The 11488-nt window shown below is 68.3% G+C and carries 12 protein-coding genes; 7 read left to right on the plus strand and 5 right to left on the minus strand.

The window, feature by feature from the left end; all coding sequences use genetic code 11:
- Window positions 1-643: hypothetical protein (locus tag C665_RS15150; RefSeq protein ID WP_004321154.1), on the minus strand; the 643-nt coding region annotated here is incomplete at its 3' end.
- A gap of 126 nt (window positions 644-769) precedes the next feature.
- On the opposite strand from C665_RS15150, the gene C665_RS15155 reads away from it, so the two are divergent.
- Complete coding sequence (locus C665_RS15155; RefSeq protein WP_004321155.1) at window positions 770-2701, plus strand: ATP-binding cassette domain-containing protein; 1932 nt, start codon at window positions 770-772, stop codon at window positions 2699-2701.
- A 60-nt stretch (window positions 2702-2761) separates the two neighbouring features.
- Here C665_RS15155 and C665_RS15160 read toward each other — a convergent pair whose 3' ends face one another.
- Entirely contained in the window at window positions 2762-3964 is a 1203-nt protein-coding gene (locus C665_RS15160; RefSeq protein ID WP_004321156.1) for an HD-GYP domain-containing protein, read from the minus strand.
- A 202-nt stretch (window positions 3965-4166) separates the two neighbouring features.
- Here C665_RS15160 and thrH point away from each other — a divergent pair, with 202 nt between their 5' ends.
- Both thrH and purU read left to right on the plus strand, forming a co-directional pair.
- Window positions 4167-4775, plus strand: coding sequence for a bifunctional phosphoserine phosphatase/homoserine phosphotransferase ThrH (gene thrH / locus C665_RS15165; protein ID WP_004321157.1), 609 nt, complete (start codon window positions 4167-4169; stop codon window positions 4773-4775).
- A gap of 45 nt (window positions 4776-4820) precedes the next feature.
- Complete coding sequence (gene purU / locus C665_RS15170; RefSeq protein WP_004321158.1) at window positions 4821-5696, plus strand: formyltetrahydrofolate deformylase; 876 nt, start codon at window positions 4821-4823, stop codon at window positions 5694-5696.
- Window positions 5697-5706: 10 nt separating this feature from the next.
- On the opposite strand, the gene C665_RS15175 is transcribed toward purU, so the two are convergent.
- Window positions 5707-6129, minus strand: coding sequence for an Lrp/AsnC family transcriptional regulator (locus C665_RS15175; RefSeq protein WP_004321161.1), 423 nt, complete (start codon window positions 6127-6129; stop codon window positions 5707-5709).
- 144 nt (window positions 6130-6273) lie between these two features.
- Between C665_RS15175 and ocd the strand changes: the two genes are divergently transcribed.
- From ocd to C665_RS15195, 4 genes are all read left to right on the plus strand, one after another.
- Window positions 6274-7362 (plus strand): ornithine cyclodeaminase, encoded by a 1089-nt coding sequence (gene ocd / locus C665_RS15180; protein ID WP_004321163.1) that lies wholly within the window; start codon window positions 6274-6276, stop codon window positions 7360-7362.
- 201 nt (window positions 7363-7563) lie between these two features.
- Window positions 7564-8964 carry an aspartate kinase gene (locus C665_RS15185; RefSeq protein WP_004321164.1) on the plus strand — a complete coding sequence of 467 codons (1401 nt, stop codon included), beginning with the start codon at window positions 7564-7566 and terminating at the stop codon, window positions 8962-8964.
- Between the two features lie 129 nt (window positions 8965-9093).
- The gene (locus C665_RS15190; RefSeq protein WP_004321166.1) at window positions 9094-9585 is read left to right on the plus strand and encodes a thioesterase family protein; all 492 of its coding nucleotides are present in this window, start codon (window positions 9094-9096) and stop codon (window positions 9583-9585) included.
- A 7-nt stretch (window positions 9586-9592) separates the two neighbouring features.
- Window positions 9593-9955: a cupin domain-containing protein gene (locus C665_RS15195; protein WP_004321169.1), complete on the plus strand. Its 363-nt coding sequence runs from the start codon at window positions 9593-9595 to the stop codon at window positions 9953-9955.
- Between the two features lie 61 nt (window positions 9956-10016).
- On the opposite strand, the gene C665_RS15200 is transcribed toward C665_RS15195, so the two are convergent.
- Both C665_RS15200 and C665_RS15205 read right to left on the minus strand, forming a co-directional pair.
- Window positions 10017-10724, minus strand: a complete 708-nt coding sequence (locus C665_RS15200) for a PEP-CTERM sorting domain-containing protein (protein ID WP_004321171.1) — start codon at window positions 10722-10724, stop codon at window positions 10017-10019.
- A gap of 360 nt (window positions 10725-11084) precedes the next feature.
- A partial coding sequence (locus C665_RS15205; protein ID WP_004321172.1) for a bestrophin-like domain occupies window positions 11085-11488 on the minus strand: 404 nt, incomplete at its 5' end.

Raw genomic sequence — 11488 nt, forward strand, 5'->3', positions numbered from 1 at the left:
CGGCGTCTTCGGCATCGCGGCGCGCAGACGCGCGCTCGGCGTCCTGGGCCGCACGCTGGCGGGCCGTGGCGGCTTCGGCCTCGCGGCTGGCCTCGACGCGCTGGGCGCGGATGCGCTCGGCTTCGGTAGATGGCGCGATCGTCGCGTCCCCGCTCGGCCCGGAAGGGGCCAGGGGGGAGGCGGCGGGCGGGGCGGCAGGTGGGGCAGGGGGGCTGGGGCGTTCGCCGGCGGCCGGCTTGGCCGCTGCTGCGCGTTGGCGCTCCGCCAGGGTGATGCCGCGGCTTTCGGCTTCGAGCTCGCGGGCACGCCGGATCGTCTCCAGGCGCTGCTTCTTCGCCTGGTCGATGCAACGGTTGACGAGGAACTTCTCGTAACAGCCCGGCACGGTGGCCTGGTAGGTGGCCTCGGCTTCGGCGCGCAGCGCCTTGCCATCGGCTGCGAGCGCCTCCGCGCGGGTACGCTCGGCGGTGCGGGCGGCCTCGTCCGCGGTCTGCGCGTGGGCGGGCAGGATCGTGGAGGCGAGTAGCGCCGCGCACAGGCCGGGCATGATGGAGCGGTGGGCGACGACGAGAGACAGGGAGCGGATACGGATCATGCGTGCGGTTTCCGGATTCGGGTGGCCGAGCGGGGCGATCGAAGACATTCATCGCGTTGCCGCGGCCGAGTGGTCGGCTCGGGTTTCCGGAATGCGTGTTCCGGCTTCGATCGAGCCGGCGCGTAGAATAGCGCCTTTGCAACCGCCCGCGGCCTGCCGGCCGTGTATCCGTTCGTGATCAGTCTTCGTAACTTGCGCCTCGCGCGCGGCGCCAAGGTCCACATCGAGAGCGCCACGCTGCAGATCCACCCCGGCTGGAAGGTCGGCCTCACCGGCGCCAACGGCAGCGGCAAATCCAGCCTGTTCGCCATGCTGCGCGACCAGCTCCACCCCGATCAGGGCGACCTCGACCTGCCGCCGGGCTGGGTGATCGCCCACGTCGCGCAGGAAACCCCCGGGCTGGCGCAGCCGGCGATCGACTACGTGCTCGACGGCGACGCCGAGCTGCGCCGCATCGAGGCCGAGCTGGCCGCAGCCGAAGCCGCGCACGATGGCTCGCACATCGGGGAACTCCACGCCCGCCTGCACGAGATCGGCGGCTATGCGGCGCGCGCGCGCGCGGCGGCCCTGCTCGACGGACTGGGCTTCCTGCAATCCGACATCGAGCGCCCCGTGGCGGACTTCTCCGGCGGCTGGCGCATGCGCCTGAACCTGGCGCAGGCGCTGATGTGCCGTTCCGACCTGCTGCTGCTCGACGAGCCCACCAACCACCTCGACCTCGACGCGGTGATCTGGCTCGAGGCCTGGCTGCGCGACTACCGCGGCACGCTGCTGCTGATCTCGCACGACCGCGAGTTCCTCGATGCCTGCGTCACCCATATCGCCCACATCGAGCAGCAGAAGCTCGCGCTCTACACCGGCGGCTATTCCGACTTCGAGCGCCAGCGCGGCGAACGCCTCATCCAGCAGCAGGCGATGTTCGAGAGGCAGCAGCGCGACATCGCGCACATGGAAGACTACATCCGCCGCTTCCGCGCCAAGGCCACCAAGGCGCGCCAGGCGCAGAGCCGGATCAAGGCGCTCGAGCGCATGGAGCGCATCGCCGCGGCGCACGTCGACACGCCCTTCAGCTTCGCCTTCCGCGATGCGCCGCCGGCGCCCGACCCCTTGCTGCAGATCGAGGACGGCGCGGTGGGTTACGGCGACAAGACGATCCTGGAGCGCATCACGCTGACCCTGCGCCCGGGCGAGCGCGTCGGCCTGCTCGGGCGCAACGGTGCCGGCAAGTCGACGCTGATCAAGCTGCTCGCGCACGAGCTGCAGCTCGCCAGCGGCCGCCGCCTGGAAGGCAAGGGCCTGGCGACCGGCTACTTCGCCCAGCATCAACTGGAAACGCTGCGCCCGGACGAGTCGGCGCTGCAGCACATGGTCAGGCTCGATCCGCAGACGCGCGAGCAGGAGCTGCGCGACTATCTCGGCGGCTTCGACTTCCGCGGCGACGGCGTGGGCGGCACGTCCACCCCGGCGACCACGCCCTGCGGGCCGTTCTCGGGCGGCGAGAAGTCGCGCCTGGCGCTGGCGCTGCTGATCTGGCAGCGCCCCAACCTGCTGCTGCTCGATGAGCCCACCAACCATCTCGATCTCGAGATGCGCCACGCGCTGACCATGGCGCTGCAGGACTACGAGGGCGCGATGGTGCTGGTGTCGCACGACCGCGCGCTGCTGCGCGCCACCTGCGATCGTTTCGTGCTGGTCGATGGCGGCCGCATCCAGCCCTTCGACGGCGACCTCGACGACTACCGCGACTGGCTCGCCAGCCGCCGCGCCGAAGTTGCCGCGGCCGCTGCCTGCCCCGACCAGGCTGCCGACAAGGCCGCGCGCAAGGCCGACCGCGCCCAGGCCGCCGCCGACCGCCAGGCGCGCCTGGTGGCGCGTCGGCCGCTGGTGAAGGAGCTCGAGCAGATCGACAAGCGCATGGCGGCGTGGAACAAGGAGAAGGCCGAGCTCGACGCGAAGCTCGCCGATCCGGCGCTGTACACCGGCCCGCAGGCGGGCGAGGTGCCGGCGCTCAACAAGCGTCAGGCCGAGCTCGCCGAGCGCATCGAGGAGGCCGAGCTGCGCTGGCTGGAGCTGCACGAGGCGCTGGAAGCGATCCCGGCGGATTGAGGGGGCCGAACCCCCTTCGCGCCGGGCGGCGCTCCTGCGCAGGACGTCGAGCGTGCAGGCCTACTTCGGTAACCAGTGCGCCGGGTTCAGCTTCCAGGTGGCGAAGTCCTCATGGCCGACGATGCGGTCCTGCGCGTGGCGCAGGTCGAGGTCTTGCGGTGTCAGTGCGTAGCCATCGGTGTGAAACATCACCGTGACCTTCGGCGCGATCAGTTTGTCGGGGTTCTGCGCCTGCACGACCGCAAGGCGCTTGCTTTCGAGCCGCACCAGCGAACCGGCCGGATAGATCCCGACCGCGCGGATGAAGGCGTGCACGAGTTCGGGCTTGAAGTGGAACTTGCTCCAGTCCAGCAGCTTGCGGAGCGCCTCGGTCGGCGGCATGCCCTTGTGATAGACGCGGTTGGACGTAATGGCGTCGTAGACATCCACGATGGCGCCCATCTGGCCATAAAGGCTGATCGCGTCCCCCGCGAGCTTGTTCGGGTAGCCGGTACCGTCGAAGCGCTCGTGGTGCTGGGCGGCGACGTCGAGCGCGATGGCGCTGATGCCGGGTGTGGCCTGCAGGATGATCTTGCTCTGCACGACGTGGTTCTTCATCTTCGCGAACTCGGCGTCGGTGAGCTTGGCCGGCTTGTTCAGGATCGCGTCGGGGACGCTGGCCTTGCCGACGTCGTGCAGCAGTGCGCCCACCGCAATTTCGTGGATGACCGGGCGGGGCAGCTGCAGGTTGCGGGCGAACGTGGTCATCAGCGCGCAGACCGACACCGAGTGCTGGAAGGTGTAGGCGTCGTGCTGCTTGAGCCGGGCGAGCGGGATCAGCGCGTCCTGCTGGGTGAAGATCGAGTCGACGATGCGTTCGACGAGCGGCTCGATCAGCTCCATCTCGATCTGTTTGCCCAGGCGCACGTCGGCCATCATGTCGCGGACGATGAGATTGGCCTCGCGGTGCAGCGCGCGGGCGCGCTCGATCTCGCACGCCACCTCCTGCGCTGCAATGCGCGGGGCGGCCTCTGCGGCGATGGCGTCGATCTTCTCGTCGACCTCGTGCTCGATTTCTTCCCGGGTCGGTGCTTCGGGGAGGTCGAGACCGCGCGCGGTGTCGATGTAGATCTCGTGCGTGCCGATCGCACGCACTTTCCGCACGACCGCTTCGTCCTTGACGGCGAAGCGGCTGCGAAAGAAGTTGTGCTCCATCCAGCTGCAGTTCAGGTCGTGGACGTACATCCCCGGCTGGAGTTTTTCGATGGGGATGAGCTTGATCATGGTCGGTCAGCGGATATGATGCGACATTATCGGCGATGCGCTGGAGCGGGAAACGCGCTTGCGTGGCCCGGATCGAGAAATACGCCACGCAGGACGATGCAAATGGGCCGTCCCGCCCTGCGACGTGTCTGCCAACGGGGTATGGATGCGCCGCCCTGCTAGAATCCTGGTCTTTCCGACAAACTGCCCTCAGGAGTCCGCGGTGCGTATCGTCTGTCTCGACCTCGAAGGTGTGCTCGTCCCCGAAATCTGGATCGAATTCGCCGAGCGTACCGGCATCCCCGAGCTGCGCCGCACCACCCGCGACGAGCCGAACTACGACACCCTGATGAGGTACCGCCTGGACATCCTCGCGCAGAAGAAGCTCGGCCTGCCCGACATCCAGGACGTGATCGCCAGCATGGGGCCGATGCCGGGCGCGCGCGAGTTCCTCGACGAGTTGCGCGACGCCTACCAGGTGGTGATCCTGTCCGACACCTTCTACGAGTTCGCCAAGCCGTTGATGAAGCAGCTCGGCATGCCGACGCTGTTCTGCCACAGCCTGGAGGCCGACGCCGGGGGCATCCTGGTCGACTACCATCTGCGCATGCCCGACCAGAAGCGCGAGGCGGTCAGGCGCTTCAAGGAGCTCAACTTCAAGGTGGCCGCCGCGGGCGACTCCTACAACGACACCGCGATGCTCGGCGAAGCCCACGGCGGCATCCTCTTCCACCCGCCCGAGAACGTGATCCGCGAGTTCCCGCAGTACCCCGTGGTGCGCGACTACGCCGGCCTGCGCGCCGAGATCGACAAGGTCTTCGCGCGCGTCTGACCCGCTCCGCTCCCCGCTCCAGACCCCTCACGCCTCACGCCCAGCATGCACCGCCAACGCTTCTTCACGCTGTCCGCCTCCTGCCCCGACCGCGTCGGCATCGTCGCCAAGGTCTCCGGTTTCATCGCCGAGCATCGTGGCTGGATCCTCGAGACCTCGCTGCACGCCGAGCCGCCACTCGAGGCGGGGGAGGTCGGGCGCTACTTCATGCGCATCGAGATCAAGGCCGATTCGCTGCCCTTCCATCTCGCCGAGTTCCGCGAGAAATTCCGCCCGCTCGCCGAAGAGCTGGAGATGGACTGGAAGATCACCGACTCCGCGGTGAAGAAGCGCGTGGTGGTGCTGGTGAGCAAGCAGGAGCACTGCCTGTACGACCTGCTCGCGCGCTGGCAGTCGAAGGAGCTCGACATCGAGATCCCCTGCGTGATTTCCAATCACGACACCTTCCGCGGCTTCGTCGAGTGGCACGGCATCCCTTTCCACCACGTGCCGGTCGGGACCGACAACAAGTCCGCGGCGTATGCCGAGGTGCGGCGCATCTTCGAGGAAGTGCGCGGCGATACCATGGTGCTGGCGCGCTACATGCAGATCCTGTCGCCGGACCTGTGCGCGGCCTACCCGGGCCGCATCCTCAACATCCACCACAGCTTCCTGCCCAGCTTCGTCGGCGCCAAGCCTTACCACCAGGCGTACGCGAAGGGTGTCAAGCTGATCGGCGCCACCTGCCATTACGTGACCGCCGACCTCGACCAGGGCCCGATCATCGAGCAGGACGTGATCCGCATCGACCACTCCGACGCGGTCGAGGACATGGTGCGCTACGGCAAGGACATCGAGAAGACCGTGCTTGCGCGCGGCCTGCGCTACCACCTGGAAGACCGCGTGCTGGTGCATGGGAACAAGACCATCGTGTTCCGCTGATGACAGGCGCCTACACCCGATAGGTTTTCAGGTGGATGCTGGTCTCGCTGCTCTGGATGCCCTTGATCAGGCGGATGCGCTTGAGCACGGTCGATAGCTCGGTGAGGTTGGCCGCGCGCAGGCCGACGAGCAGGTCCCAGCGGCCGTTGGTGTCGTGCAGCTCGGCGACCGCGGGCTCGCCGAGCAGGCTGGCGATCACCGCGCGTGTCTCGTTTCCCTCCACCGCGATGCTCGTCCATGCGTGGATGTCGTGCGGCTGCGCGTCGGGGCGCAGGCGAACGGTGTAGCCGACGATGATGCCCTGGTCCTCCAGGCGCGCGATGCGGTTGGTGACCGTGCCGCGCGAGACCTGGAGCTTGTGCGCGAGCGCGGCCACGCTCAGGCGGGCGTCGTTGCGCAGCAGGCCGATCAACTGATGGTCCAGGGTGTCCATTCGATCATTCCGGCAATTCAGCCTGGCAATTTTGCCTAAAGGCTGACGTTTTCGATACAGAGTTGCGGATTCTGTTTGGCGGGGTATTCGGTCAAGATGGCGTCATCGCAGCGCCACATCCGATAACGAGGACGGAGACCGATCATGAGCGCCCCTGAAGCCAGACGCCTGGACACCCGCTACCTGAGCGCCGAGCAGGTCGCCGGGATGGTGCGCCGCAAGGGCCTCGCCGAGTGCATCGCCGGCGTCGCCAGCTACCTGCGCCAGGACTTCCTGCGCTGGAACGATTTCGACAAGTGCGCCCGGGTCGCCACGCACTCCGAAGTCGGCGTGATCGAGCTGATGCCGGTGTCCGATGCCCGCAGCTACGCGTTCAAGTATGTGAATGGCCACCCGTCGAACCACCGCTACCAGCTGCCGACGGTGATGGCCTTCGGCGTGCTGGCCGACGTCGAGACCGGCACCCCCGAGCTGGTCAGCGAGCTGACCCTGACCACCGCGATCCGCACCGCGGCGATGTCCGCGGTGGCGGCGCGGGCGCTGGCGCGCGAGGACGTGCGCCGCATGGCGCTGATCGGCAACGGCGCGCAGAGCGAGTTCCAGGCGCTCGCCTTCCACCACCTGCTGGGGGTCGAGGTCTTCCACCTCTTCGACGTCGACCCCTCCGCCACCCGCAAGCTCGCCGCCAACCTCGAGCGCCTGGGCCTGGCCTGGCGCGCCTTCGGCAGCGTGCGCGCGGCCGTGCGCGGCTGCGACATCGTGACCACGGCGACCGCCGACAAGACCCGGGCCGCCATCCTCACCGCCGACATGATCGAGCCCGGCATGCACCTCAACGCCGTGGGCGGCGACTGCCCGGGCAAGACCGAGCTGCACCCCGACGTGCTGCGCCTCGGCCCGGTGTTCTGCGAGTTCGAGCCGCAATCGCGCATCGAGGGCGATCTGCAGCAGATGCCCGCAGACTTCCCGGTGACCGAGCTGTGGCAGGTCCTCGCCGGCCGCATCCAGGGGCGGAGCGGTGCCGCCCAGGTCACGATCTTCGACTCGGTCGGCTTCGCGCTGGAAGACTACTCGGCGCTGCGCTACATGCGCGACCTCGCGCTGGAGCTGGGCATGGGCGAGCGCCTGGCGCTGATCCCGGCGCTGGACGATCCCAAGGACCTGTTCGGCTTCATCGCCGCGGAGGCCTCCATCGCGGCTGCATCGGGCGCGGCGACGCTGGCGGCCTGCTGAGCCGGTCGGAAGGCCGCTCCGGTTCGGGCGGAGCCGCCCGCGGGCGGCGTGTCCGCTGGTCCGGACGAGAAAATCACGCCGAAATGGCGCCGAATTCGTCCGCAGCTATGTCCATTTCCGCGCCAAAACAATAGGATGACGGGTTTCGGTCGGTCTCTAATCAGAACTGGAACACACGTCATGCAAAGCTCGGGAAAACGGATGATCTCGGTTGAAAAGATCGGTGGCACCTCGATGTCCGCCTTCGGGGATGTGCTGCGCCACATCATGCTCTACGACAAGTCGCGCATCCTCGGCCGCATCTACGTGGTGTCGGCCTATTCCGGCGTGACCAACCAGCTGCTGGAGCACAAGAAGACCGGCGAACGCGGCATCTACGCCCTGTTCGCGGAAGGTTCCGACTACCACGGCGCGCTCGACGCGCTCGCGGTCAGCCTCAAGAAGCTCAACGCCGGCTTCGCCGAGCTCGCCCTGCCGCTGGACGTCGCCGACGCCTTCGTCGATACCCGCATCGGCGAGGTCAAGAAATACCTCGACGCGATGCAGCACGTGCTCGCCAGCGGCTACATCCGCCGCCAGGACGTGCTGCTCGCCGCGCGCGAGGTGCTGGCCTCGGTGGGCGAGTCGCACAGCGCCTTCAACAGCGTCGAGATCCTCAAGGCCAATGGCGTCAACGCCATCCTGCTCGACCTCGCCGGCTTCCACGACGACAAGGCGTGGACCATCGACGAGCGCATCCACAACAGCTTCAAGGGGCTCGACCTCGACAACAGCGTGATCGTCGCCACCGGCTACACCAAGGGCACCGAGGGCATCATGCGCGAGTTCGACCGCGGCTACTCCGAGGTCACCTTCAGCAAGATCGCGGTCGAGGTGCGCCCCGCCGAGGCGGTCATCCACAAGGAATTCCACCTCTCCTCGGCCGATCCCAACATCGTCGGCCTCGAGAATGCGGTGATCGTCGGCGCGACCAACTACGACGTCGCCGACCAGCTCGCCGACGTCGGCATGGAGGCGATCCACCCCAAGGCGGCCAAGCCGATGGAGCTCGCCGGCATCCCGATCCGCCTCAAGAACACCTTCGAGCCCGAACACCCGGGCACCCTGATCACCAAGGACTACGTCGGCGAGCGCGCCCGCGTCGAGATGGTGACCGGCAGCGACAAGGTGACCCTGGTCGAGATCCACGACCCCAGCATGGTCGGCACCGTCGGCTTCGACCTCGGGATCATGGAGATCTTCTGCAGGCACGACATCTCCTACATCCTCAAGGCGACCAACGCCAACTCGATCGCCCACGTGCTGTGGGAGAACTCGGTGACGCCCGCGCTGATCGCCGAGCTCGAGGCGCGCTACCAGGTGGTGACCGTCAAGAACAGCGCGATCGTGTGCGCGATCGGCTCCAACATCAGCATCCCGGGCGTGCTCGCACGCGCGGCGCAGGCGCTCGCCGACGCGCAGATCAACGTGAACTGCGTGTCGCAGACCCTGCGCCAGGTGAACATGCAGTTCATCATCGAGCGCAGCGACTACAAGAAGGCGATCATCGCCCTCAATCATTCGCTGTGCGTGACGCCCGGCGTGCCGGTGCCGCGCGCCTGATCGTTGCCTCGCGCCCTGCGGGGCGCTGCAGGCTGCGGCGCGCATCCGCGCCCGCAAGCCTGCCCGTGGCCCCGGTGCGTGCCCGCCACGCCCGGGGCTGCGCCATTTCTTGCAAGGGAGCATGCATCCATGCCGAAACACTCCACCCCGGCGGAGCTGCCGGTGCAGTTCGAGCCGGAGTTCATCGCCGGCATCCGCGAGATCTTCGAGCAGAAGATCGCCTTCAACGCGCTGCTCGGCCTGCAGATCGACGACATCGGCGGCGAGCGCGTGCATGGCCGCATCGCGATGCGCCACGAGCTCGTCGGCCATTTCGTGCATAACCGCATCCACGGCGGCGTGATCGCCGCCTGCCTCGACGCCATGGGCGGTCTCGCGGTGATGGCCGCGATCGGCGCCCGCCACCTAGACGAACCGCCCTTCCAGCGCCTGCACCGCTTCTCGAAGCTCGGCACCATCGACCTGCGCATCGACTACCTGCGCCCCGGCATCGGCGAATCCTTCCGCATGGAAGCCGAGGTCCTGCGCCTGGGTTCGCGCGTCGCGTCGACGCGGATGAGCTTCCTCGACGCCGACGGCAAGCTGCTGTCCACCGGTTCGGCGGCGTACATCGTTTCGTGAGCGGGGAATGAGCGCCGAGATCCAGGCTGCCGGGCGCGGCAATCTCTTCGCCGCGCTGCCGCCGTCCGCAGGCGGCGAGATCTTCCAGACCCTGTTCGCCAATCCGCGCTGCCGTGTCGAGCGCATCGTCTCGCACGGCCATGCGAGCGCGCCCGGCGAGTGGTACGACCAGGCTGGCGACGAGTGGGTGGCGCTGCTGGCGGGCGCGGCGGTGCTGCGCTTCGAGGGGGGCGACGATGACGGCGACGACGTGAAGCTGAAGGTCGGTGACTGGCTCGTGATCCCGGCGCATCGGCGTCACCGCGTCGAGTCGACCTCGGCGGATGCGCTGTGGCTGGCGGTGCACTGCGCAGCCGACCCCGCAAAGTGAAACGGCCCCGGGCGAACCGCCGGGGCCGTGGTGTCAAGCCGCCTGCACTGCGACGCGTGTCTCAGGCGCGCTTGCGGCGCAGCCCCAGCCCCGCGAGGCCGAGCGCGATCAGCGCGATCGACGCCGGTTCCGGCACCGCCTGCACGCCGACGCCGAAGTCGGCGGCGTCGATGAAGTTGCCGACCGAGGGGCTGCCATTGGCGGTGCTGATGGCCTGATACGAGAAGCGCGTGGCATTGCCGAGGGCGCTGATCGGCGCCTCGCCGGCGCTCGTGTAGAAGGCCCAGGCGGTGTTGCCGGTCGAGTAGTTCTTGGAGAACAACACCGTGTCATCGCCACCGCCGAGCAGGTTGTCGAGGCCGAGGTCGGTGATCATCATGCGCATCGTGTCCACCCCCGAACGTCCGCGGTGGGCGAACTCGAAGCCGACGACGCTGCCCGTGGCGATGCCGAACACGTCCTGGTACAGGGTGGCGAACTGGGTGGCGTTGATCTCGGCGAACTGGCGCCCCTCGTAGGCGGGCACCGGGCCGCCGCTCACCGAGCTGAAGTTGTTGCCCCAGATCTCGATCTGGTTGTCGGTGGCGGTGGTTTCCCAGCCGGGTACCGCCGACTCGTTGAACAGCGCCCAGTTGGCGTCGGCGACGAAGGGCGTCCCCGTTCCGGTTTCGAAGCCGCCGTTGATCAGGCTGGCGTGGGCGGTGCCCGCCGCGGCCAGACCGCCGATCGCGGCGAGGGTGGTGAGGAGGCGGGGGAGCGAGGCGGACATGGGTGGTTCCTTTATTTTTGGGCGACACGTTCGGTGACGGGCGTCGACGCGAAAGGTCGGCCCGAGAGTTTCGACCAGATCTTAAGCAATGATCGCGCCAGCACGCGCGGTAGAAGGTCACAGCGCGTTGATTCCAGTGGGAAATGGGCCTCTGGAGAGGAATGCGCGCGCCATCCCGGGCGTGCTCGAGTTGCTGCAGTGTCAATTTTTCCGACAGCCATCGACCGGGGGCGGCCGCGGCCATCGCGACGGATTCGCCGTTTGCCCGATCGGGTGTCGCAAGGCGCAGCAGGGCCTGCAGCGCGAGGGGGCGCGGCGGGACCTCGGCACGGTGCTGCAACCGCAGGGCCGACCGGCGCTTCAGCGCTCCAGCGCCTTGGCGACCGCGACGATCGGCGCGGGCGTGACCGAGCTCGGCTGCTGGAAGGGGTTGCCCTGGATCAGCACGATGGCGGCGGTGGGGGCCGCGGCGAGCGCGAACAGCAGCACCGCCGCGAAGGCCGCGCGCGGGCGTTCGAGGTGGGCCATGGCCACCGAGACCAGGGTCAGGAAGCCCAGGAAGGCCATTCCCAGCCACTTCAGCGGGTTGACGTGGGTCTGGCTGAGCGCCACGCGCAGGTCGTGGTCGGAACGGATGTCGCTCGCCTTGCGCAGCAGCAGGGCCTGCACGTTGGCGCCCGCGGCCTCGGCGAGCGCGGGGGCGGCGAGCAGCGCCAGCAGCGCGTCGGCGCGGGCGAGCACCTCCGGCGCCTCGCTGTGGCGCG

The organism is Thauera aminoaromatica S2 (genome assembly GCF_000310185.1).
GTDB classification, from domain to species: Bacteria; Pseudomonadota; Gammaproteobacteria; order Burkholderiales; family Rhodocyclaceae; genus Thauera; species Thauera aminoaromatica.